The following is a 21,805-nucleotide window of genomic DNA, read 5'->3' as shown; positions in this document are numbered from 1 at the left end:
CCGCGGATCAGGCGGGGACCGTACAGGAGCTGCCTTAGAAGACGGACTCGGCCTCGTCCATGCGGTGGGCCGGGACGGTCTTCAGCTCGGTGACCGCCTCGGCGATCGGCACCATGGCGATGTCGGTGCCGCGCAGCGCCGTCATCATGCCGAAGTCGCCGCGGTGGGCGGCCTCGACGGCGTGCCAGCCGAAGCGGGTGGCCAGCACGCGGTCGTACGCGGTGGGCGTGCCGCCGCGCTGGACGTGGCCGAGGATGACCGGGCGGGCCTCCTTGCCGAGCCGCCGCTCCAGCTCGGCCGCGAGCCGGTTGCCGATCCCGGCGAACCGCTCGTGCCCGTACTGGTCGATCGCGCCCTTCTGGTAGTCCATCGCGCCCTCGGCGGGGTGCGCGCCCTCGGCGACGCAGATCACGGCGAACTTCTTGCCGCGCGAGAAGCGCTCCTCGACCATCTTGACCAGCCCGTCGACCTCGAAGGGGCGCTCCGGGAGGCAGATGCCGTGGGCGCCGCCCGCCATGCCGGACTCCAGCGCGATCCAGCCCGCGTGCCGCCCCATGACCTCGACCACCATGACCCGCTGGTGCGACTCGGCGGTGGTCTTGAGCCGGTCCATGGCCTCGGTGGCGACGCCGACGGCGGTGTCGAAGCCGAAGGTGCGGTCGGTGGAGGAGATGTCGTTGTCGATGGTCTTGGGGACGCCGACGATCGGCAGCCCCGCGTCCGACAGCATACGGGCGGCGGTCAGGGTGCCCTCGCCGCCGATGGGGATCAGCACATCTATGCCGTAGTCGCGGGCGTGGTCCCGGGAGGTCTCGCACGCCTCGCGCAGCCGGGCGCGCTCCAGGCGGGAGGAGCCGAGGATGGTGCCGCCGCGGGCCAGGATGCCGCTCACGTCGTCCAGGTCGAGCTTGCGGTGTCGGCCGTCGAGGAGTCCCTTGAAGCCGTCTTCGAAGCCGATCACCTCGTCCCCGTGGCCGGCGACCGCACGGTGCACCACCGACCGGATCACAGCGTTGAGGCCGGGGCAGTCGCCGCCTGCGGTGAGAACTCCGATGCGCATCGTGCTGTGTCTCCTGCTCCCTACGGGTAGATGTGAGCCAGTCCGATTGTTTCATGGGCAGGGTGATGCTGTGTCCCTATACCGCTGAGCGCCCTAGCCATGGCCAAAGGTATTGTCAAGAGGACTGGGCCACCGAAAACGGCCAATTTGTGTCCGAAGGATGCATGTAAGGAAAACGCCGAGGAAACGGAGAGCACGCGTGACGCGCAGCGTGTACGTGACCGGGATCGAACGGGGGGACGGCCGCCAGGTCGTCGAGCTGGGGGTCATGGAGTTGCTGACCCGCCATGTCGACCGGGTCGGCGTCTTCCGTCCCCTGGTGCACGACGACCCCGACCGCCTCTTCGATCTGCTGCGGGCCCGCTACCGGCTCAGCCAGCCGCCCGCCTCGGCGAGCGGGATGAGCTACGAGGAGGCGACCGCCCTCCAGGCCGAGAAGGGCTCCGACGAGCTGGTCTCGCGGCTGGTCGACCGCTTCCACGAGGTGGCCCGCGACTTCGAGTACGTCCTCGTCCTGGGCAGCGACTACGCCGACACCAGCCTCCCGGACGAGCTGGGGCTGAACGCCCGGCTGGCGAACGAGTTCGGCGCCTCGGTGATCACGGTCGTCGGCGGTCAGGACCAGAACGCCGAGGCCGTCGTCGCCGAGGCCCACAACGCCTACCGCGCGTACGAGGCGCAGGGCTGCGACGTCGTCGCCGTCGCCGTCAACCGGGCCGTGCCGGACGACCGCGCGGAGATCGCCGAGCGGCTGGCCGCCCGGCTCCCGGTGCCCGGCTACGTACTCCCCGAGGACGGGGCGCTGTCGGCGCCCACCGTCTCGCAGATCGTGCGCACCCTCGGCGCCGACGTGCTGCTCGGCGACCACGCCGGACTCTCCCGCGACGTGCGGGGCTTCGTCTTCGGCGGCGCCATGCTGCCCACCTTCCTGCCCGCCCTCACCGAGGGCTGTCTGGTCGTGACGCCCGGCGACCGCGCGGACCTGATCGTCGGCGCGCTCGCCGCGCACAGCGCGGGCTCCCCCGCCATCGCCGGAGTGCTGCTCACCCTGGACGAGCGGCCAGGACCCGACATCCTGGCGCTGGCGTCCCGGCTGGCCCCCGGCACCCCGGTGGTGGCGGTGGCGGGCGGCTCGTTCCCCACGGCGGCCGAGCTGTTCGCCATCGAGGGCAAGCTGAACGCGGGCGCGCCGCGCAAGGCCGAGACCGCCCTCGGCCTCTTCGAGCGCCATGTGGACACCGCCGCGCTGACCGACCGCGTCGCGGTGGCCCGCTCCGGCCGGGTCACCCCGATGATGTTCGAGCACGAGCTGATCGAGCGGTCCCGGTCCGGCCGCCGCCGGGTGGTGCTGCCCGAGGGCACCGAGGAGCGGGTGCTGCGCGCCGCCGACGTCCTGCTGCGCCGCGATGTGTGCGACCTCACACTGCTGGGCGGCGAGGACGCGGTCCGCAAGCGCGCCGCCGAGCTGGGCATCCAGCTCGCCGAGGCGCAGATCGTCGACCCGGAGACCTCGCCGCTGCGGGACCGCTTCGCGGAGAGCTACGCGAAGCTGCGCGCCCACAAGGGCGTCTCCTACGAGGAGGCGTACGACGTGGTGGCCGACGTCTCGTACTTCGGCACGCTGATGGTCCAGGAGGGCCTGGCCGACGGCATGGTCTCGGGCGCGGTGCACTCCACCGCGGCCACCATCCGGCCCGCGTTCGAGATCATCAAGACCGCGCCGGGCGCGCACATCGTCTCGTCCGTCTTCTTCATGTGCCTGGCCGACCGGGTGCTGGTGTACGGCGACTGCGCGGTCAACCCGGACCCGAACGCCGAGCAGCTGGCCGACATCGCCATCCAGTCGGCGACCACGGCCGCCCAGTTCGGGGTGGAGCCGAGGATCGCGATGCTGTCGTACTCCACCGGCACCTCCGGGTCCGGCGCGGACGTCGACAAGGTGCGCAAGGCGACCGAGCTGGTGCGCGAGCGCCGCCCGGACCTGCTGGTCGAGGGCCCGATCCAGTACGACGCGGCGGTGGACGCGGCGGTCGCGGCGACGAAGCTGCCGGACTCCGAGGTGGCGGGCAAGGCCACCGTGCTGATCTTCCCGGACCTCAACACCGGCAACAACACCTACAAGGCCGTGCAGCGCTCGGCGGGCGCCGTCGCGGTCGGCCCGGTGCTGCAGGGTCTGCGCAAGCCGGTCAACGACCTGTCCCGCGGGGCGCTGGTGCAGGACATCGTGAACACCGTCTCGATCACCGCCATCCAGGCCCAGTCCCAGACGCCCCCGACCACTCCGACCACCCCGGCGCCCCGGTGACACCGGCGCGCCACGTACCGATAGCCCCGCTACAGAAAGTGCAGACCGCGTGAACGGCTCCCGCGTCCTCGTCCTCAACTCCGGCTCCTCGTCCGTCAAGTACCAGCTGCTGGACATGGCGGACGGCGCCCGGCTCTCCTCCGGCCTGGTGGAGCGGATCGGGAACGGCCCGGTCGCCGATCACACGGCCGCGCTCAAGCAGGTCGCCGAGGAGCTGGCCGGGCAGGGTCTCGGCCTCGACTCGCCCGAGCTGGCGGCGATCGGCCACCGGGTGGTGCACGGCGGCACCCGGTTCACCGAACCCACCCTGATCACCGACGAGGTGGTCGAGGAGATCGAGAAGCTGGTCCCGCTGGCCCCGCTGCACAACCCGGCGAACGTCACCGGCATCAAGGTGGCCCGGGCCCTGCGCCCGGACCTGCCGCAGGTCGCGGTCTTCGACACCGCGTTCCACTCCACGATGCCGGAGTCGGCGGCCCGGTACGCGATCGACACCGAGACCGCCGACCGGTACGGGGTGCGGCGGTACGGCTTCCACGGCACCTCGCACGCGTTCGTCTCCCGGGCGACGGCGAAGCTGCTGGGCAAGGACGTCGCCGAGCTGAACACGATCGTGCTGCACCTGGGCAACGGCGCCAGCGCCTCCGCCGTGCGCGGCGGGGTGTGCGTGGACACCTCCATGGGACTGACCCCCTTGGAAGGCCTGGTGATGGGTACCCGCTCCGGTGACCTCGACCCGGCGGCGATCTTCCACCTGTCCCGGGTGGGCGAGATGTCGACGGACGAGATCGACACCCTGCTGAACAAGCGCAGCGGGCTGATCGGGCTGTGCGGGGACAACGACATGCGCGAGATCGGCCGCCGGATGGGCGAGGGCGATCCGGCCGCGCAGCTCGCGTTCGACATCTACATCCACCGGCTGCGGAAGTACGTGGGCGCGTACACCGCGGTGCTGGGGCGGGTGGACGCCATCGCGTTCACGGCCGGAGTCGGGGAGAACTCCGCGGCGGTACGGGAGGCCGCGCTGCGCGACCTGCCCGCGTTCGGCATCGAGGTGGACGCGGTGCGCAACGCCGTGCGCGGCGCCGCGGCGCGGCTGATCTCCGCCGAGACCAGCCGGGTCGCGGTGGCCGTGGTGCCGACCGACGAGGAGCTGGAGATCGCCAGCCAGACGTACGACCTGGTCAGCGACTAGCCTTCGGCTCGGCTTCGACTTGAAATATTCCGCTCCGAAACAAACCGATAGGATCAGCCTCATGCGCCGTTCCAAAATCGTCTGCACACTGGGCCCCGCCGTCGACTCCTACGACCAGCTCAAGTCGCTGATCGAGGCCGGGATGAACGTGGCCCGTTTCAACATGAGCCACGGAAGCCACCCGGAGCACGAGGAGCGCTACCACCGCGTTCGCAAGGCGTCCGAGGAGACGGGGCGCGCGGTCGGCGTCCTCGCCGACCTCCAGGGCCCCAAGATCCGGCTGGAGACCTTCGCGGACGGCCCGGTGGAGCTGGTCCGCGGGGACGAGTTCATCATCACCACCGAGGACGTCGACGGCGACCGGACCATCTGCGGCACCACCTACAAGGGGCTGCCCGGCGATGTCTCCAAGGGCGACCAGATCCTGATCAACGACGGCAACGTCGAGCTGCGGGTCACCGCGGTCGAGGGCCCCCGGGTCCGGACGATCGTCATCGAGGGCGGGGTGATCTCCGACCACAAGGGGATCAACCTGCCGGGCGCCGCGGTCAACGTGCCCGCGCTGTCCGAGAAGGACATCGACGACCTGAAGTTCGCACTGACGATGGGCTGCGACATGGTCGCGCTGTCCTTCGTCCGGGACGCGGCCGACGTCCGCGATGTGCACCGGATCATGGACGAGGTCGGCCGCCGGGTGCCGGTGATCGCCAAGGTCGAGAAGCCGCAGGCGGTCGCCAACATGGCGGACGTCGTCGCGGCGTTCGACGGCGTCATGGTGGCCCGCGGTGACCTGGCGGTGGAATACCCGCTGGAGAAGGTCCCGATGGTGCAGAAGCGGCTGATCGAGCTGTGCCGCCGCAACGCCAAGCCGGTGATCGTCGCGACCCAGATGATGGAGTCGATGATCGAGAACTCCCGGCCGACCCGCGCCGAGGCGTCCGACGTCGCCAACGCGATCCTGGACGGCGCGGACGCGGTCATGCTCTCCGCCGAGTCGTCGGTCGGCTCGTACCCGATCGAGACGGTCAAGGTGATGTCCCGCATCGTCCAGGCCGCCGAGGAGGAGCTGCTGTCGCGCGGCCTCCAGCCGCTGGTGCCCGGCAAGAAGCCGCGTACCCAGGGCGGTTCCGTGGCCCGTGCGGCGTGCGAGATCGCCGACTTCCTGGGCGCCAAGTCGCTGGTCGCCTTCACCCAGTCCGGCGACACCGCGCGGCGGCTCTCCCGCTACCGCGCCCAGCAGCCCATCCTGGCCTTCACCACGGACCCCGACACCCGCAACCAGCTGTCGCTGAGCTGGGGCGTGGAGTCCTTCGTGGTGCCGTACGTGGAGCACACCGACGCGATGGTGGACCTCGTGGACGCCGAGCTGTCGAAGCTGGGCCGCTACTCCTCGGGCGACATCATGATCATGACGGCGGGTTCGCCCCCCGGCGTCCCCGGCACCACCAACATGGTCCGGGTGCACCACATGGGCGGCGAGAGCCGCTAACCACCGCGGTGGTCGAGCTATAGGGCGGCCGGGCTCCTTCACGGGGCCCGGCTGCTCAGCTCATGGCCCAGATATAGCGGTCGTCCACGACGGGTTCGCTCGCGGTCTGGTCCGCGAACAGCTCCGCGATGTGCCGCGCGGTCACGGTCTGCGCCCCGTCCGTCATCCGCACCCTGGACCCCGCCTCGTCCAGGACCTCCACCGCCTTCCCGGGCAGCACGCGGTCGGTGATGTGCCGCGCGGAGAGGCGCACGGCGGCGTCGAGGGCGTCGTCGGTGATGGTGACCTGGTGGTGGGCCTCGTACTCGCCGCGCAGCAGCTTGAGGATGCCGACGGCCTCGTCATGGCTGGGCTCGTGCACCGGAACGGTCTGGAAGTACTCGCCGATCTCCGGGAATGCCGCGTAGGTCTCCGGGTCGGTGACGGCGATGATCCGCGTCTTGTGCCACGCGAGCACGCACAGCGCGTCGACGTCGCCCGCCCGCACGTTGTCCACGAACAGCACCGTGCGGTCCAGGTCCCCCACCGTCTCCCGGGTGACCTTCGCGACGTCGACGGCCAGCAGCCGCACCTCGGCCAGGGCCGCCGGTACGTCGCCCCGGGCGATGCGCTCGGCCAGCCCCGAGACGATCGACGTGCGCCCGGTGCCCACCTCCCCCACCAGCAGGGCGTTGCTACGGGACTTGCGCATCAGGATCTGCATGACGCGCTGGATCTCCCGCTCGCGCCCGACGACCACGGGCGGCGACTCAGGGGGCGGTACGGGGCCCGGTCCTGGTTGCGGTTCCGGTTGCGGTTCCGGTTCAGGGGTGGTGAGGATGCGGATGACCTCGGCCCGCACCCGCTCCGGAGTGGCGAACGCGCGCAGCAGCTGCGCCCCGTCCCCGTCGCTCTCGCGCATCAGCCCCAACAGCAGATGCTCCGTACCGATGTAGTTGTGGCCGAGCGACAGCGCGTCCCGCAGGGCCAGCTCCAGCGCCTTCTTGGCCCTCGGCGTGAACGGGATATAGCCGGTCGGGGGCTTCGTGCCGAAACCGGCACTCCGGATCAGCCGCTCGCGGACCGCGTCATGCGAGATGCCGAGGTTGTTGAGCGCGGCGGCGGCGACCCCCTCCGCCGGGAAGAGACCCAGCAGGATGTGCTCGGTCCCCAGGTGGTTGTGGCTGAGCTTCCGCGCGGCCTCCTGGCCCTCCACCAGGGCCTGGCGCGCCCGGTCGGTGAACCGCTCGAAGAACTCGTTCCCCTGGGCGGGCGCGGTGGTGGGCGCGGTCCCCCCGGCGGCGGGATCGCGGACCTTCTCCCGCATGGCCTCCAGCTGGACGCCGTAGGCCCCCAGGGCCCGGGGGGCGATGCCGTCCCGCTCCCGCATGAGGGCGAGCAACAGGTGCTCCGGACCGATGTAGTTCACGCCGAGCTGGATGGATTCCCGGAGCGCGTCCTCCAGCGCCCGCCGGGCCGCCGGGGTGAACGGGATGTGCCCGCTCTGGGCCTCCGTGCCCCGGGAAAAGGTGCGCTCCACCTGCGCGCGCACCCCGGCCGCGGACACACCGAGGCTCTTCAGGACCTCGGCGCCGGGGCCCTGCTCCTCACGGAGCAGGCCGAGCAGCATGTGCTCCGTGCCGATGTAGTGGTGGTTGTACTCCCGGGCCACTTCCTGGGCTATCACCACCACCCGCCGCGCCCGGTCGGTGAAGCGCTCGAACATCACTCACCCCCGGCCAGCAGTACGGACAGATCCCGGTGGGCCCGCAGCGTATGCGGATGGTCCGGGCCCAGCACCCGCTCCCGGTCCGCGATCAGCTCGCGCAGCAGCGCCACCGCCTCGTCGCGCTCGCCGGTGCGGGCCAGGTTGTGGGCGAGGACATGGCGGGTGCGCAGCGTCGCGGCGTCGTCCGCGCCCAGGACGCGCCGCCGGTCGAACAGGAGCAGCCGCAGCATCCGTATCGCCTCCGGCCGCCGCCCCGACTCGCCCAGGTTGACGGCGAGGAACTGGCGGCTGCGCAGGGTGTCCGGGTGGTCGGGGCCCAGCAGCCGGGTCTGCCGGTCGTGGACCTCCCGCAGCCGGTCCACCGACTCGCCGGGCGCACCGGTCGCGCCGCGCGTATGGGCGAGCCACTGACGGGTGCGCAGCGTCGCCACGTGGTCGGCGCCGAGCAGGCTCTCCTGCTCCTCCAGCAGTGCGCTGAACGCCTCCGCCGCCTCCCCGTACTTACCCGCCTCGCACAGCGCCACCGCGGCCTCCTGGCGGGCGGGGTCGTCGGGGATCCGGTGGGCGCGGTTGCGGGCGAGGGCGAGGAGGGCGGCGTTCCGCGAGCCGCGCTGGAGGGGGGCGGGCAGGCCCTCGGCGGTCATGGTGGCCTGGAGCCGCCGGTAGACCTCGTCGATGCTGAGCAGTTCGGGCCCGCCCGTCACACCGTCCCGCAGCAGCCGGATCAGCCGTCCGGTGAACGCCGTGGTCTTCTCGCCGTCCTGGATCAGGGAGACCTCGTTGCCCTGGGAGGACGCCATCACATACGTGCCCTCCACATCGACCTGCCCCATCACGGCGGCCTTCGGCCCGGCCATGGTGCCGCTGAGCGCGCGGCCGGAGAAGCAGCAGTCCAGGATGATGACCTTCGAGGTGGCGCGGCTGCCGAGGACGACATCGCGCAGCTTGCGGTATTCCAGGGAGTCGAACTCGGGATCCTCCCATTCGCTGTCGGTCAGCGACAGATACAAGTCCTGCCGCCGGGGCGCGATGAGGCCGTGGCCGACGTAATGAACCAGCAGCAGGTCCTCCGCCTCGGCCGCCGTCGCCCGTAAGGCGCGGCCCACCCGCTGAATGTCGCCGTCGTCCAGCAGCACGGTGCAATGCCGGTCCGGGACCGCTCCGTACGCGGGATCGGTGAGAGCGGCGGCCAGATCCTGGATGGTGTCGCGGACAGCGGGAAGGTCCGGAAGGTTCGGGTCGGAATAGCGACTTGTGCCGATCAGGACCGCCCGGGAACGCTCGGAATCGGGCAACCGCATGGCTATTCCTCTTCTGCGCGCAGCGCCTGCCGGAGAATCTCCTCGACGGAATCCTTGGTCACATGCCGGGCGTCGATCTCCAGCCGCTGGCCGTCCGCGCGGTGGACCGTGACCTTGATGCCGGAGCGGCGCGGCTGGGACAGCCAGGCCCGCAGCGAGGACGCCAGGACGGAGAGGGCGCCACCCGCGCCCAGCGAGACCACGAGCAGCTCCGCGGCCGCCCCCATCTCGCCCTCGCGCGGCGGTGCCGCCTTCGGTTTCACCCGCCCGGCGAGTTCGGGTTCACCGCGCAGCCACTCGGCGAGCTGCGCAAGGCTTTCGTCCGGCTCCGGGCCGTCGACCGAAATATGGCTCTCCACCGCTGCCCCCCGTTTTTCCCCCGGCGCGCGCCAAGCGGCATGGTGCGCGTCCACGCGAACACTCAAGGTAATGATAGAGCCCGGCGCGGACAAACGCGCCCGCGAGCACCGGGCGATCGGCCTGGTGCCCGCGGGCGGTGCCCTCCGAGGAGGGCCTTGCGGCTCCCGAACAGGTATGTGGTTTTCCGGGGTTATTCCCCGGTCGTGTACACGTGCATTCCCGGGATGGTCAGTTCGCCACCGAACTGTCCGGCCTGGGTGACCGTCACGTCGGTGAAGAACACCTCGGGGATGTTCACCGGCGGCGGGGTCTTCGGGCTGAAGGTGATCGGGATGATCCCCAGGAGGTTGCCCTTCAGCTCCTCGGTGTACATGGTCACCGTGCCGTTGCGGAACTCCGAGGTGGAACCCTCGCGCGCCGCCACGTTGGTGGTGGTCCCGCCCGGGCCCTTGACCAGCTGGTGCAGATCCTTGATGTCCACGCCCTCGGCGGTGAACTTGAGGACCTTCTTCGACTGGCCGTTGTGCGTCCGGACGTCGACGATGCCCTTGTAGTCCAGTCCGTGCAGGGAGAGCATCGTGGTCTTGAGGACCCACGGGTCGTCGGGCAGCAGGCTGGCGGTCGGCTCGTCCTTCGCGTTCTTGTACGCGTCGGCGTCGAACTCGGGGCAGGGGTAGCCCACCTTGCCGCTGTCGTCCGCGCCCTCGGACGGGGAACCGGAGGGCTTCGGCAGGGCCTTGTCGGCCTTGTCCTTGGCGTCCTCGGCGGCCTTCCCGGCCTTGTCGACGGTGTCCTTCACGCCGTCGCCGACCTTGTCCACCGTGTCCTTGACCGGGTTGTCGGTCTCCTTCCCGGTGGACGGGGAGGGGCTGGGCGTGGCGGAGGACTGCGACGGGCTGGGCGTGGCGCTCGGCTCGGCCGAGGCGTCGTCGCCCGTGTCGGCGTCGTCGGCCTTGTCGGCCTCGTCCGGGGTGAAGATGTCGTGCAGCTTGTCCCCGATGCCCAGCGGGTCCAGCGGGTTCTTGCTCTCGGACTCCGACGGGCTCGGCGACGCGCTGGGCTCACCGGACTCCTCGTCGTCCCCGGTGTCCGACGAACCGGACGGGCTCGGGGTCGGGGTCGGCTTCGACGGCGCGGTGTCGCCACCCGTGGAGGGGGCGGAACCGGACGTACCGTCCTGGTCCCCGGAGCCCTTGTCCCCGGCACCCTTGTCCCCGGAACTCGGGTCCTTGGCGTCCGCGTCCTTGCCGCCGTCCTTGTCCTTCTCCTCGGGCGAGCCCTTCTTGCCCTCGGCGTCGTCCTTGTCGGCCTCGTCCGGCTGGGAGACACACGGCCCGGCCTTGTAACGGTCCTCGGCCCGCGTGTTCGCCGACGCGAGCTGCGGGGTCAGCCCCATGCCCATGAGTACGGCCGTCGGCATGGCGGCCAGCGCTATCGCTTTGCCCGCGGGCACCTGAAGGCGAGTGAGCATCGACTTCCTCGGCGCCGCGTGCCGCGGTCCGGTTCTCGCCCGGCGCGGACTTCCGTCCGCGGCCTGCTCCTCTTCACCCCGCACGGTGCCTCCCATTCGTGGCTTCCTGGTCCGGTGCGGGTCCGGCCCCCGCCGGCTCCGGCACACCGCCATCGTCAGCGCCGTCCTTGGGCGCGGTTCCCGGGCCCCCGGCCGGCTGTGCCGCGGGAGCCTCGCCCGGCGCCCAGGCGACCCCCATGCCGCCGCCGAAGAGGGCGAGCAGGAATCCGACCAGGAAGCCGCCGATGTTGGACACGGGCAGCGACACCAGGCCGAGCAGGATCGAGGCGACCCCGGCGAACGTCCGCACCATGGGCTGGAACCACATGGTCAGACCCAGCATCACCAGCAGTACGCCGATGATGAGCGAGGCGGATCCGGCGGTGGTGGACAGGTTGATCGTGAACCCGCCCGCGTTCAGGCTGTTGTACGGGAAGTACATGATCGGCAGCCCGGCCAAGGTGGTGAGCAGCCCCGCCCAGAACGGGCGCTGCCAGCGCCACGCCCGGAAGGCCTCCCGCCAATGGCTGATACGGTCACGCGCCCCCGGCGACTCGGCACTCATTGAAAACAGCTCCCTGGGGCTGGCGATCTCGGCGATCGCACGTTCTACTGCGGTACTCAACTGCGCGGCGCCTTGGCGCCTCTGGGCGTTGCCGGGTGAGGGGCAGCGCCGCGGCCCCCCACCCTTCCAGCTCAGCGCCTCAGAAGCACTCGTTCTTGCCCTTGCTGACCTTCATCGAAAGGCCGGAGAGCTTGAACGTGCCCGCACTGGTCGCCCATGCGGTCTGCTTCACACCAGTCAGCGTCGCCGAATCGGCCTGCTGGGCGAACGAGCCCGGAAGGGCCTTGTCGCCCTTGTTGATGCCGGGACCCTTGTTCGCGTCGCCCGCGGCCACACCGATGTCGATGCCGCGGAACGTCGCGTCGGCGTCCAGCTGGTCAAGGTCGATGAAGAGGTTCTTCGCCTCGACCGTCTTGGCGCCGTTACCGGCCGACAGCTTCAGCGACACATCGCCGAAGACCGGGACCGGGACGACCACCGACTGGCACAGACCCTTGAGCTTGGCGCTCTTGAACGCGGACACCGCGACGGGGATGTTCTTCCCGCCGTGCTGGGTGTCTATCGCGCCGTACTGGGCGAAGCCCGTACCGTCGAGCCGGTCGACCGCGACCTTGAACTGCTGGCCGGACACGTTGAACGAGGCCGCGAGCGCACCCTGTGACAGGGCGACGCCGATCGCGGCCGTGGCAGCAACGCTCGGGACCATGACAACGGCGAACCGCTTCCATCTGGTCCCGCCACGAGCCAGGGACTCCATGACTTTCCTCCTTCTCGGACGTACATCTCCGGACCTGGGCCGCGGCCCAGGACTGGGATGGGAGAAGTGCTACGTCCTCGGGAAGGAGAGCGCCCACGTCTCACAGGCGCGAAACTGCACCCGCCGAAACACCGGCGATCACCCCCGAGCGACAACCACTGGCCACGCTTCTCGCGCAACCTCCTGGACAGGCCCTGCCTGTTGGGCAGAGACCCCCCTGTCCACGGCCGGCGCCACTGCCGCCGGCCTGCTCGGTGGGGACCCACCCGCAGCACCGCGCCGACCGGTTGCCGGGCTTCGATGAGGATGGACCGAGCTTGGCTGATCGTGGTCCATTCACGGCTTCGACACAAGGGGTTCGTTACTAGCGAGTAACGGCGCGATAACCGATCAGCGGCGGGTCGGTCGAGGCCGGGCACGCAGGGTCGCCGCCCGACGCCCGGAAAGACGGGGAGATTTGACGGCAAGAACGGACAAAGCCCGAGCACTCACTTACTGGCAGTAACAGCAGCCGCGTTTACCAAGTTTTAGTAAAGCGCGGCCGCTGTTCCGTTTGAGACCCGTGAGGTCAGAACAGGACGCGCGCCAACGCGCTACGCGCCGTGACCACTCGGGGATCGTCACCGCCGATCACATCGAACAGGCTGAGCAGATGGAGCCGGGCCGCCTCGCGGTCCTCACCCACCGTGCGCCGCACCGTGTCGACCAAGCGACCGAAGGCGTCCTCCACATGACCGCCCACCAGATCCAGGTCGGCCGCCGCGATCTGGGCCGCCGGGTCCGCCGGGCTGTCGGCGGCCTCCTTGCGCACCTGCTGCGCGTCAAGACCCTGCACCCGCTCCAGCAACTGGGCCTGGGCCAGACCGAGCTTGGCCTCCGCGTTGGCCGGGTCGTCGTTCAGCACGTTCTGGTACGCGCGGACGGCACCGCCCAGGTCGCCCGCGTCCAGCGCCTCGTGGGCCGCGGCCAGCGCGCTGTCGTACGGACCCGCGGGGGCCTCCGGGGCCTCCTGCTCCGCGTCCTCCGCGCCCGCCGCCTCGGCCGGGGCGCCGACGATGCCGAACTGCTGCTCCGCGGCCTGCACCAGCTGGTCAAGCACCTGGCGGATCTGCGCCTCCGGCGCCGCGCCCTGGAACAGCGGCACCGGCTGCCCGGCGACCACCGCGAACACCGCGGGGATCCCCTGCACGCCGAACTGCTGGAAGAGCATCTGGTTGGCATCGACGTCGATCTTCGCGAGGACGAACTTCCCCGCGTACTCCCCGGCCAGCTTCTCCAGGATCGGACCGAGCTGCTTGCACGGCTCGCACCACTCGGCCCAGAAGTCGATGACGACCGGCACTTCGGTGGAGCGCTGCAGGACCTCCTGCTGAAAACCCGCCTCGTCGACGTCGAAGACCAGACGCGTGGGCGCGGGCGCGCCGGTACGGGCCGCGTCGGCCCGCGCCTTCTCCGCCTTCTGCTTCGCTTCCCCGGCCGCCTTCACCGCGGCGAGGTCGACCACTCCACTCATGGACATGTTCCGTGGCTGCATGGTCCTATCCTCCCCTCTCGGCGCGGTGAATGGAAAAGCGCGTCGGCCGATGCGCGGACAGGCCGGTCTTACGCTACGAGCCGTAGCGTAACTGGCCGGGACACCCGCGTCTACCTGCGAGTAGGGTCGTGCGCCATGAGCCCGCCCAGCCGGCGCACCGGGCGCCCCCGCAGCGTCGAGGCCGACCGTGCCATCCTCGGCGCGACGCGTGCCGCGCTGGTCGAGCTGGGCTGGGGAAAGCTCACGATGAGTGACGTGGCGGCCCGCGCCGGAGTCGCCAAGACGACCCTCTACCGCCGCTGGGCGGGCAAGAACGAGCTGGTCGTGGACGCGGTGGCGGCGGTCTTCGACGAGCATCTGATGTCGGCCGACTGCGGCAGCCTGCGGGCGGACATCGAGAACGTGGTGGTGCGCTTCGCCGAGCTGCTGGAGCGGCCCGAGACCAAGACGGCGCTGATGGCCGTGGTCGCCGAGGCCACCCACGACCAGGCGCTGGGGGCCCGGGTCCGGTCCGCGATCGTGGACCGGCAGAAGCGGCTGGTGCTGATCGGCCGGGAGCGCGCGCAGCTGCGCGGCGAACTCCCGCGCGAGGAGGACCCGGGCACGGCCGCCCGTAACGCGGATCTGATCTTCGACGTGATCGCGGGCTCGGTGGTGCACCGGCTGCTGGTCAGCGCGGAGCCCGTGGACACGGAGTGGGCCCAGGGCTTCTCGACGCTCCTGCTGCACGGGCTGGCCTCGGCGGCGCTCTCCGAGAGCGATGAGCGGGGCGGGGGCGGTGAGCGGGGTCCGGGCGGTGAACGGGGCGAGAGCGGTCAGAACCCGGCGGGTTCGGTGTAGATCCCCCACTCCTCGCGCAGCGCGTCGCAGATCTCGCCGAGCGTCGCCTCGGCGCGCACCGCCGTCAGCATCGGCTCGATCATGTTGGAGCCGTCCCGCGCGGCCGCCACCATCGCCTTCAGCCCCTCGGCGACCCCGGCCTCGTCCCGTCCGGTCCGGCGGGTACCCAGCTCCCGTACCTGCTCGCGCTCGACCTCATGGCTGACCCGCAGGATCTCCAGATCGCCGGTGACCGAGCCGTGGTGGCAGTTGACGCCGACGACCTTCTTGTCGCCCTTCTCCAGCGCCCGCTGGTACAGGAAGGCGGACTCGGCGATCTCCCCGGTGAACCAGCCGTCCTCGATGCCGCGCAGGATGCCGGAGGTGATCGGCCCGATCGGATGCCGCCCGTCCGGTACGGCCCGGCGGCCGCGCTCCTTGATCTGCTCGAAGATCTTCTCGGCGTCGGCCTCGATCCGGTCGGTGAGCGCCTCGACGTACCAGGACCCGCCCAGCGGATCAGCCACGTTGAGGATGCCGGTCTCCTCCATCAGCACCTGCTGGGTGCGCAGGGCGATCTCGGCGGCCTGCTCGCTGGGCAGCGCGAGGGTCTCGTCCAGGGCGTTGGTGTGCAGCGAGTTGGTGCCGCCGAGCACGGCGGACAGCGCCTCCACGGCGGTCCGTACGACGTTGTTGTACGGCTGCTGGGCGGTGAGCGAGACCCCGGCGGTCTGGGTGTGGAAGCGCAGCCACTGCGCCTTCTCGGACGTCGCCCCGTAGACGTCGCGCATCCAGCGGGCCCAGATGCGGCGGGCCGCCCGGAACTTGGCGATCTCCTCGAAGAAGTCGAGATGGGCGTCGAAGAAGAAGGACAGGCCGGGCGCGAAGGCGTTGACGTCCAGGCCCCGGGAGAGGCCCAGTTCGACGTAGCCGAAGCCGTCGGCGAGGGTGTACGCCAGCTCCTGCGCGGCCGTCGCCCCCGCCTCGCGGATGTGGTAGCCGGAGACCGAGAGCGGCTTGTACGCGGGGATGCCGCGCGCGCAGTGCTCCATCAGGTCGCCGATCAGCCGCAGATGGGGCTCGGGCGGGAAGAGCCACTCCTTCTGCGCGATGTACTCCTTGAAGATGTCCGTCTGCAGCGTGCCGTTGAGCGCGGCGGGGTCCACGCCCTGCCGTTCGGCGGCGACCAGGTACATGCAGAAGACCGGGACGGCCGGGCCGCTGATCGTCATCGAGGTGGTGACGTCGCCGAGCGGGATGTCCTTGAAGAGGATCTCCATGTCGGCCGCGGAGTCGATGGCGACGCCACAGTGGCCGACCTCGCCGAGCGAGCGCGGATCGTCGGAGTCGCGGCCCATGAGCGTCGGCATGTCGAAGGCGACCGACAGCCCGCCGCCGCCCGCCTTGAGGATCATCTTGTAGCGCTCGTTGGTCTGCTCGGCGTTGCCGAAGCCCGCGAACTGGCGGATGGTCCAGGCGCGGCCCCGGTAGCCGGTGGCGTAGAGGCCGCGGGTGTACGGATACTCCCCGGGCCAGCCGATCCGCTCGAATCCCTCGACCGTGTCACCCGGCGCGGGACCGTAAACCGGCTCGACCGGGTCACCGGACAAGGTGCTGAAGTCGGCGTCGCGCTTGTGCGCCGCGTCGTACCGGGCCTGCCAGCGGCGGCGGCCTGCCTCAATGCCTTCGGCGTCCATGGTTCAAATTTACTAGGACGTCCAAGTAATTGTCGACGGCTGACGGTCTCCACCGGGCCGACCGAGTGGCCGGTCGACCCGTATCCGCAGGTCGGAGGGGGCGGCGGGGTTCAGGCTCGCGCGGTCTGCGGCTCGCCGCTGACCAGCGGCTCCAGCTCGCGGGAGACCTTGCGCTCGACGAAGAAGGCCGCGGTCGGGATCGTCCCGGCGAGCAGCACCCAGGCCAGCTTGCCGAACGGCCACTTCGCCTTGGAGCCCACGTCGAACGCGAAGACCAGGTAGAGGACGTACAGCCAGCCGTGCGCGATGCCGACGACGCTGGTGAACCCGGACGCCCCGCTCACGTCCAGCAGATACTTGGCGATCACACCGATGGTCAGCAGGATCAGCAGCACACCGGTGACGTAGGCCATCACCCGATAGCGGGTCAGGACGCTCTTCTTCATGCGGTTGAGCGTAACCGTCCGTTCCGGGGCGATCTTCGCCGCCCCCGGGCCGTCACTCGCCCTCGTCGCCGGTGTCCTCGAAGTCCTCCGCGGCGATCCGCAGCGGGCGCAGCATCCGGAAGATCTCCCCGCACCCCTCGGCGTCGTACACCCCGAGCCCGAAGTCCATCGCCATCAGGTCGCGGGTGGCCGACTCGACCACCTCACGGCCCTGCCCGGTGATGGAGGCGAGGGTGCCGCGCCCGTCGGCTGGATTGGGCCGCTTGTCGACCAGACCCGACTTGACCAGGCGATCCACCGTGTTGGTGACCGAGGTCGGGTGCACCATCAGCCGCTCGCCGATCTTGGACATGGGCAGCTCACCCGACTTGGAGAAGGTGAGCAGCACCAGCGCCTCGTAGCGCGCGAAGGTCAGCCCGTACGGCTTGACGACCGCGTCGACCTGGCCGAGCAGAATCTGGTGGGCCCGCATGATCGAGGTGATCGCGGCCATCGAGGGTACGGAACCCCATCGCTGCTTCCAGCGCTCGTCGGCGCGGGCGATGGGGTCGAACGGCAGGCTGAGCGGCTTCGGCACGGTACCGACCCTACCGGCCGGTCATATCGAGGTCAGCCCGGTCTCACCCTTCAAAACGGGCCGCGGCGCCCTCCTGGGACAGATGGCGCTCCACCGTGTCCACCTTCGAGGTGAGGCCGTCCGTCACCCCCGGGCGGATGTCGGCCTTCAGCACGACGGAGACGCGCGGAGCGCGCGCCTCCACCGCCGCCACGGCGCGCTTGACCACGGCCATGACCTCATCCCACTCACCTTCGACCGAGGTGAACATCGCGTCGGTGCGGTTGGGCAGGCCCGACTCCCGCACCACCCGCACCGCGTCCGCGACGTACTCCCCCACGTCCTCGCCGACGCCCAGCGGGGTCACCGAGAAGGCGACGATCATGTGTTGACCACGCCCTCGCGGCGGGCGCGGGCCGCGATCACACCGGCCTCGGTCTCACGCTTGAGCATCCGCTCGGCGAAGAAGCCGCCGGTGGGCAGGACGGAGAGGACGAAGTACAGCGCGGCGGTCTTCCAGCCCCACTTGGCGCGGTTCCAGGCGTCCGCCCAGAAGACCACGTAGAGGATGAAGAGGACGCCGTGCACCATGCCCATCACCGGCACACCGTTGAAGTCCGTGGTGCGCTTGAGCACCGAGCAGACGAGCAGCAGCAGGAAGGACACGGCCTCAGGCGCGGAGACCAGGCGGAGCCGGCGCAGCGCGGTGGCGGTCTTGAGTTCCACGAGAGCACCTTCGCATGAGGAGACACGGACGAGAGAACGGGAAAAGAGCGCTTGTGAAGCTGTGCACAAGCGCTTCCTATTGTTGCAGCCCCGACCGCGATCATTTCTCCAGGGTGGCGGTACCGATACCGTCGGCTCCGTGGCTCACTTTCGGCTCCAGGGATCCAGGGTGCTCGCCGTCGACCTGACCGGCGACTCCGTGAAGGCGAAGAACGGCGCGATGGTCGCGTACGAGGGGGACATGACCTTCAAGAAGAGGACGGGCGGCGGGGAAGGGTTGCGGGGCATGGTGACCCGGCGGCTCACCGGCGAGCAGATGGCGGTCATGGAGGTGAAGGGGCACGGCACGTGCTACTTCGCCGACCGGGCCAGCGAGATCAACCTGGTGTCGCTGCACGGCGAGAAGCTGTACGTCGAGGCCGGGAACCTGCTGTGCACGGACGCCGCCCTGCGCACCGGCACCTCCTTCACCGGGCTGCGCGGCTCCGCGCAGGGCAACGGGCTGTTCACCACGACCGTGGAGGGCACCGGCCAGGCGGCGCTCGTCTCGCACGGCACGGCGATCGTGCTGCGCGTGACCCCTCAGACCCCGCTCCAGGTCGACCCCGGCGCGTATGTAGCGCACACCGGTAACCTCAAGCAGCACTTCCAGTCGGGGGTGAACTTCCGCGCGCTGATAGGCGAGAGCGGGGGCGAGAGCTTCCAGATCCGCTTCGAGGGCGAGGGCCTGGTGTACGTACAGCCCAGCGAGCGCGACACGATCGGGGGCGACGACTGATGCCGTTCACCAACCTCACCTCCCGCATGGTGGAGGCCCAGGTGATGCCCGGCCAGACGCTGTTCAGCCAGCGCGGCGCGATGCTGGCGTACCGCGGCCAGGTGCGGTTCACCCCGAGCATCACCGGCGGCCAGCGCGGAGTGATGGGCATGATCGGGCGGCGGGTGGCCGACGAGGCGACGCCGCTGATGACCGTCGAGGGTCAGGGCACCGTGATGTTCGGGCACGGCGGACACGAGGTGCACGTGATCGACCTGGTCGGCGACACGCTGTACGTGGAGGCGGACCGGCTGCTGGCGTTCGACGGCTCACTGCGCCAGGGCACGATGTTCCTGGGGTCGCAGGGCGGGGTGATGGGCATGGTGCGCGGCCAGGCCACCGGCCAGGGGCTGTTCACCACCACGCTGGAGGGGCGGGGTTCGGCCGCGGTGATGGCGCACGGCGGAGTGATCGAGCTGCCGATACAGCCGGGGCGTCCGGTCCATGTCGATCCGCAGGCATATGTAGCCCACCGGGGTGATGTTCGCAATAAGCTCTCGACGGCCCTCGGCTGGCGCGACATGGTGGGCCGCGGCTCGGGCGAGGCCTTCCAACTGGAGCTGTCCGGCACCGGCACGGTCTATGTCCAGGCATCGGAGGAGAAGCTTTGACTGCTCTCCCGCCTTTCGGCGGCAGAATCCTGGCTCAGGCCGCCTTCCGGACCGGCGGTCCGGACGGTCTTACGCCCTCGGCACCAGCCGGGTTCAGACCAGCCCGGACGAGCATCACGCGGGCGGAGTTCTTGTCCCTGGGGGATATGACGCCGCACGCGACGCAGGTGTAGGTACGTTCCGAGAGAGGTAGCGCGTGCTTGGTTCTCGCTCCGCACCGCGCACAGTCCATCGTGGTGTGCGCAGGATGCAACCTCTTCGCCCATTTACGGGCGGTGTCCTGCCGCTGCCGGGCGATCTTCTGGTGCAGTTTCGCCGCCTGCCGCTTCGCGGCGCGGTAGCCCTTCGACTGCGGCGTGCCCTTCGGCGCGCGGCGGCGGGCCATCATCCGCTGGTAGCGGCCCAACATCGCCGCAGCCTTCCGGCCATGTTCGGCGTGCGGAAGGTCGTGGGCGTCGGAGGTGGTGGTGGCGGTCTCGCGCACGCCCCAGTCCACGCCCAGCACCAGCCCGGTTCGGGGAAGCGGCTCGACTTGGGCGGGGACGACGAACGACGCGTACCAATGACCGACGCTGTCCCGGTAGACGCGCACACTGGACGGCTCGGCCGGAAGCTCGCGCGACCACACCACCGTCACCACGATGCCCCCCGCCAAGTGCAGGCGGCCATCCTCCCTCGCACGGAACCTGCCGAAGTCACGTACAACCTGCTGCTGAGGCACCGAAGAGCCCTCCCTCAGCCAGGGAGTGATACGGCGAGCCTCGGTAAGCATCTTGTCCAGCGCGGCCGGACCGCACCTCTCACCGCCCTGGTGGGCCCTCTTCGAGCGGGCCACGCACTCGTTCCACACCCACCGGCACCGGCCCCACTCCGCCTCAAGCACCGCGCGAGCACCGGCGGACACACGAAGCCGATAGGTCCACCGGGCATGCCCGGTGTCCTCGCTGGTCTTCGCTTCCGCCGTCACAACCGCCAATCTAAACGGGAGGTACGACAGTTGAGCCTTCCTGGCCTTTTCGGCAGGAGTCCGATTTCCCCTCGGCCTGAAGGTCGGGACAGCCTCGGAGGACCCAGGTGAACGGCCCCGTCATCCACGACGCGTACACGCTCCCGGCCGACGACAACATCAATCCGTACGCCTTCGGTGTGGAGCTGGACGGGCAGTGGTTCCTGCAGAAGGGGAAGATGGTCGCCTACTACGGGCAGATCGACTTCCAGGGCATAGGGCTCGGCCCCCTCGACCGGCTCATCGCGACGAGTTTCCACTCGCCGCTGCACGCCGCCGAGTGGGTGGTGGCCCAGGGCAAGGGCAAGATGGTGCTCGCGGACCGGGCATTCGACGTCAACTCCTTTGACCTGGACGACGGGAACCTCACCATCCGGTCGGGCAATCTGCTCGCTTTCCAGCCATCGCTGGCGCTGAAGCAGTCGATCGTGCCGGGCTTTCTGACGCTCATCGGGACGGGGAAGTTCGTCGCCGCCTCGAACGGTCCCGTGGTCTTCATGGAGCCGCCGATCCGGGTCGATCCGCAGGCGCTGGTCGGCTGGGCGGACTGCCCCACGCCCAACCACCACTACGACCACGAGTATCTGCGCGGGGTCATGGGCGGCATCCGGGCGCACACCGGGCTCGGGGGGACGTCGGGCGAGGAGCACCAGTTCGAGTTCGTGGGGGCCGGGACGGTGCTGCTCCAGTCCACGGAGGAGGTGCTGGCGGAGATAGCCGTCGGCGAGAGCGGGGGTACCGGTTCGTGAGCACGAAGGTGCGGAGTGTAACGTCGAACAGGTGACCTCTACCCCGATAGACGCATTGGTTCGGAATTCAACTTCTATAGGTAGAATGCATCCCATGGAGACCGAGAACGGCACGCGCTGGCTCAGCGATGAGGAACAGCGCGCCTGGCGCACCCACCTGGACGTCAGCCGCCTGCTGACCTACCAGCTCGAACGGGACCTCCAGCCGTTCGGCCTGACCATGAACGACTACGAGATCCTGGTCAACCTCTCGGAGTCGGAAGAGCACCGGATGCGGATGAGCGACCTCGCGTCCGCGACGCTGCAGTCCAAGAGCCGTCTGTCCCATCAGATCACCCGGATGGAGAACGCCGGGCTGGTCCGCCGCGAGAACTGCGAATCCGACCGGCGCGGGCTGTACGCGGTCCTCACCGAGCACGGCTGGGACACCATGCGCAAGGTCGCGCCCCATCATGTCGAATCGGTGCGCAAGCACTTCATCGACCTGCTCTCCCCGGCCGATCTGGAGTCGCTGTACGGGTCGCTGGTGCCCGTCGCCGACCATCTGCGCGTCCAGCGCGGCCGGGTGTAGCGCGGCCGGGTGTAGCGCGGCCG

At 70.1% G+C, this 21,805-nt stretch carries 22 protein-coding genes; 8 read left to right on the top strand and 14 right to left on the bottom strand.

Annotation, left to right across the window (positions count from 1 at the left end; translation table 11 throughout):
- Positions 1 to 34 precede the first annotated feature (34 nt).
- Entirely contained in the window at positions 35 to 1,060 is a 1,026-nt protein-coding gene (locus ACFV9T_RS34670; protein ID WP_385446484.1) for an ATP-dependent 6-phosphofructokinase, read from the bottom strand.
- A 199-nt stretch (positions 1,061 to 1,259) separates the two neighbouring features.
- On the opposite strand from ACFV9T_RS34670, the gene pta reads away from it, so the two are divergent.
- The 3 genes from pta (at position 1,260) to pyk (ending at position 6,049) form a co-directional block, all read left to right on the top strand.
- Positions 1,260 to 3,365, top strand: coding sequence for a phosphate acetyltransferase (gene pta, locus ACFV9T_RS34665; RefSeq protein ID WP_385446483.1), 2,106 nt, complete (start codon positions 1,260 to 1,262; stop codon positions 3,363 to 3,365).
- Positions 3,366 to 3,414: 49 nt separating this feature from the next.
- Complete coding sequence (locus ACFV9T_RS34660; protein ID WP_385446482.1) at positions 3,415 to 4,560, top strand: acetate kinase; 1,146 nt, start codon at positions 3,415 to 3,417, stop codon at positions 4,558 to 4,560.
- A gap of 61 nt (positions 4,561 to 4,621) precedes the next feature.
- A complete protein-coding gene (gene pyk, locus ACFV9T_RS34655; RefSeq protein WP_385446481.1) occupies positions 4,622 to 6,049 on the top strand; it encodes a pyruvate kinase in 1,428 nt (475 codons plus the stop codon).
- A 55-nt stretch (positions 6,050 to 6,104) separates the two neighbouring features.
- Here pyk and ACFV9T_RS34650 read toward each other — a convergent pair whose 3' ends face one another.
- From ACFV9T_RS34650 to ACFV9T_RS34620, 7 genes are all read right to left on the bottom strand, one after another.
- Complete coding sequence (locus ACFV9T_RS34650; RefSeq protein ID WP_385446480.1) at positions 6,105 to 7,754, bottom strand: Clp protease N-terminal domain-containing protein; 1,650 nt, start codon at positions 7,752 to 7,754, stop codon at positions 6,105 to 6,107.
- Entirely contained in the window at positions 7,754 to 9,058 is a 1,305-nt protein-coding gene (locus ACFV9T_RS34645) for a tetratricopeptide repeat protein (protein WP_385446479.1), read from the bottom strand. The genes ACFV9T_RS34650 and ACFV9T_RS34645 overlap by 1 nt, the downstream gene beginning before the upstream one ends.
- Before the next feature lie 2 nt (positions 9,059 to 9,060).
- Positions 9,061 to 9,417 (bottom strand): hypothetical protein, encoded by a 357-nt coding sequence (locus ACFV9T_RS34640; protein WP_385446478.1) that lies wholly within the window; start codon positions 9,415 to 9,417, stop codon positions 9,061 to 9,063.
- 191 nt (positions 9,418 to 9,608) lie between these two features.
- Positions 9,609 to 10,889: a hydrogenase expression protein HypF gene (locus ACFV9T_RS34635; RefSeq protein WP_385446477.1), complete on the bottom strand. Its 1,281-nt coding sequence runs from the start codon at positions 10,887 to 10,889 to the stop codon at positions 9,609 to 9,611.
- A 73-nt stretch (positions 10,890 to 10,962) separates the two neighbouring features.
- Positions 10,963 to 11,493, bottom strand: coding sequence for a DUF6114 domain-containing protein (locus tag ACFV9T_RS34630; RefSeq protein ID WP_385446476.1), 531 nt, complete (start codon positions 11,491 to 11,493; stop codon positions 10,963 to 10,965).
- 139 nt (positions 11,494 to 11,632) lie between these two features.
- Positions 11,633 to 12,250 (bottom strand): DUF6230 family protein, encoded by a 618-nt coding sequence (locus tag ACFV9T_RS34625; protein ID WP_063727948.1) that lies wholly within the window; start codon positions 12,248 to 12,250, stop codon positions 11,633 to 11,635.
- 568 nt (positions 12,251 to 12,818) lie between these two features.
- Complete coding sequence (locus tag ACFV9T_RS34620; RefSeq protein ID WP_385446475.1) at positions 12,819 to 13,784, bottom strand: tetratricopeptide repeat protein; 966 nt, start codon at positions 13,782 to 13,784, stop codon at positions 12,819 to 12,821.
- 135 nt (positions 13,785 to 13,919) lie between these two features.
- Between ACFV9T_RS34620 and ACFV9T_RS34615 the strand changes: the two genes are divergently transcribed.
- The gene (locus ACFV9T_RS34615) at positions 13,920 to 14,624 is read left to right on the top strand and encodes a TetR/AcrR family transcriptional regulator (RefSeq protein ID WP_385446474.1); all 705 of its coding nucleotides are present in this window, start codon (positions 13,920 to 13,922) and stop codon (positions 14,622 to 14,624) included.
- Here ACFV9T_RS34615 and ACFV9T_RS34610 read toward each other — a convergent pair.
- The 5 genes from ACFV9T_RS34610 to ACFV9T_RS34590 form a co-directional block, all read right to left on the bottom strand.
- Complete coding sequence (locus ACFV9T_RS34610) at positions 14,600 to 16,300, bottom strand: methylmalonyl-CoA mutase (protein ID WP_385446473.1); 1,701 nt, start codon at positions 16,298 to 16,300, stop codon at positions 14,600 to 14,602. The two genes, ACFV9T_RS34615 and ACFV9T_RS34610, sit on opposite strands and share 25 nt — an antisense overlap.
- 110 nt (positions 16,301 to 16,410) lie before the next feature.
- A complete protein-coding gene (locus ACFV9T_RS34605; RefSeq protein ID WP_385446472.1) occupies positions 16,411 to 16,746 on the bottom strand; it encodes a DUF3817 domain-containing protein in 336 nt (111 codons plus the stop codon).
- Between the two features lie 52 nt (positions 16,747 to 16,798).
- Positions 16,799 to 17,323 (bottom strand): MarR family winged helix-turn-helix transcriptional regulator, encoded by a 525-nt coding sequence (locus tag ACFV9T_RS34600; protein ID WP_385446471.1) that lies wholly within the window; start codon positions 17,321 to 17,323, stop codon positions 16,799 to 16,801.
- A gap of 43 nt (positions 17,324 to 17,366) precedes the next feature.
- Positions 17,367 to 17,687, bottom strand: a complete 321-nt coding sequence (locus ACFV9T_RS34595; protein WP_385446470.1) for an MTH1187 family thiamine-binding protein — start codon at positions 17,685 to 17,687, stop codon at positions 17,367 to 17,369.
- On the bottom strand, positions 17,684 to 18,028 hold the full coding sequence (locus ACFV9T_RS34590; protein WP_385446469.1) for a DUF3817 domain-containing protein: 345 nt from the start codon (positions 18,026 to 18,028) through the stop codon (positions 17,684 to 17,686). Before ACFV9T_RS34590 ends, ACFV9T_RS34595 begins: the two co-directional genes overlap by 4 nt.
- A gap of 139 nt (positions 18,029 to 18,167) precedes the next feature.
- Here ACFV9T_RS34590 and ACFV9T_RS34585 point away from each other — a divergent pair, with 139 nt between their 5' ends.
- Positions 18,168 to 18,806 (top strand): AIM24 family protein, encoded by a 639-nt coding sequence (locus tag ACFV9T_RS34585; RefSeq protein ID WP_385446468.1) that lies wholly within the window; start codon positions 18,168 to 18,170, stop codon positions 18,804 to 18,806.
- Positions 18,806 to 19,456: an AIM24 family protein gene (locus ACFV9T_RS34580; RefSeq protein WP_385446467.1), complete on the top strand. Its 651-nt coding sequence runs from the start codon at positions 18,806 to 18,808 to the stop codon at positions 19,454 to 19,456. Before ACFV9T_RS34585 ends, ACFV9T_RS34580 begins: the two co-directional genes overlap by 1 nt.
- Positions 19,457 to 19,490: 34 nt before the next feature.
- On the opposite strand, the gene ACFV9T_RS34575 is transcribed toward ACFV9T_RS34580, so the two are convergent.
- A complete protein-coding gene (locus ACFV9T_RS34575) occupies positions 19,491 to 20,423 on the bottom strand; it encodes an RNA-guided endonuclease InsQ/TnpB family protein (protein ID WP_385446466.1) in 933 nt (310 codons plus the stop codon).
- Between the two features lie 107 nt (positions 20,424 to 20,530).
- Between ACFV9T_RS34575 and ACFV9T_RS34570 the strand changes: the two genes are divergently transcribed.
- Together ACFV9T_RS34570 and ACFV9T_RS34565 are read left to right on the top strand one after the other, a co-directional pair.
- Positions 20,531 to 21,211, top strand: a complete 681-nt coding sequence (locus tag ACFV9T_RS34570) for an AIM24 family protein (RefSeq protein WP_385446465.1) — start codon at positions 20,531 to 20,533, stop codon at positions 21,209 to 21,211.
- 94 nt (positions 21,212 to 21,305) lie between these two features.
- Positions 21,306 to 21,782, top strand: coding sequence for a MarR family winged helix-turn-helix transcriptional regulator (locus ACFV9T_RS34565; protein ID WP_385446464.1), 477 nt, complete (start codon positions 21,306 to 21,308; stop codon positions 21,780 to 21,782).
- Positions 21,783 to 21,805: the final 23 nt, after the last annotated feature.

The sequence above is a fragment of the Streptomyces sp. NPDC059850 genome, from assembly GCF_042731515.1.
GTDB lineage: Bacteria > Actinomycetota > Actinomycetes > Streptomycetales > Streptomycetaceae > Streptomyces.
The sequence above is the reverse complement of the archived record's forward strand: the minus strand, read 5'-3'. Positions and strand labels throughout refer to the sequence as shown.

Coding starts and splice junctions, on each gene's coding strand:
- ACFV9T_RS34605 (WP_385446472.1), bottom strand. CDS start 16,746: ATGAAGAAGAGCGTCCTGACCCGCTATCGGGTGATGGCCTACGTCACC.
- ACFV9T_RS34580 (WP_385446467.1), top strand. CDS start 18,806: ATGCCGTTCACCAACCTCACCTCCCGCATGGTGGAGGCCCAGGTGATG.
- ACFV9T_RS34595 (WP_385446470.1), bottom strand. CDS start 17,687: ATGATCGTCGCCTTCTCGGTGACCCCGCTGGGCGTCGGCGAGGACGTG.
- ACFV9T_RS34565 (WP_385446464.1), top strand. CDS start 21,306: ATGGAGACCGAGAACGGCACGCGCTGGCTCAGCGATGAGGAACAGCGC.
- ACFV9T_RS34635 (WP_385446477.1), bottom strand. CDS start 10,889: ATGCTCACTCGCCTTCAGGTGCCCGCGGGCAAAGCGATAGCGCTGGCC.
- ACFV9T_RS34645 (WP_385446479.1), bottom strand. CDS start 9,058: ATGCGGTTGCCCGATTCCGAGCGTTCCCGGGCGGTCCTGATCGGCACA.
- ACFV9T_RS34670 (WP_385446484.1), bottom strand. CDS start 1,060: ATGCGCATCGGAGTTCTCACCGCAGGCGGCGACTGCCCCGGCCTCAAC.
- ACFV9T_RS34615 (WP_385446474.1), top strand. CDS start 13,920: ATGAGCCCGCCCAGCCGGCGCACCGGGCGCCCCCGCAGCGTCGAGGCC.
- ACFV9T_RS34630 (WP_385446476.1), bottom strand. CDS start 11,493: ATGAGTGCCGAGTCGCCGGGGGCGCGTGACCGTATCAGCCATTGGCGG.
- ACFV9T_RS34620 (WP_385446475.1), bottom strand. CDS start 13,784: ATGCAGCCACGGAACATGTCCATGAGTGGAGTGGTCGACCTCGCCGCG.
- ACFV9T_RS34650 (WP_385446480.1), bottom strand. CDS start 7,754: ATGTTCGAGCGCTTCACCGACCGGGCGCGGCGGGTGGTGGTGATAGCC.
- pyk (WP_385446481.1), top strand. CDS start 4,622: ATGCGCCGTTCCAAAATCGTCTGCACACTGGGCCCCGCCGTCGACTCC.
- ACFV9T_RS34610 (WP_385446473.1), bottom strand. CDS start 16,300: ATGGACGCCGAAGGCATTGAGGCAGGCCGCCGCCGCTGGCAGGCCCGG.
- ACFV9T_RS34625 (WP_063727948.1), bottom strand. CDS start 12,250: ATGGAGTCCCTGGCTCGTGGCGGGACCAGATGGAAGCGGTTCGCCGTT.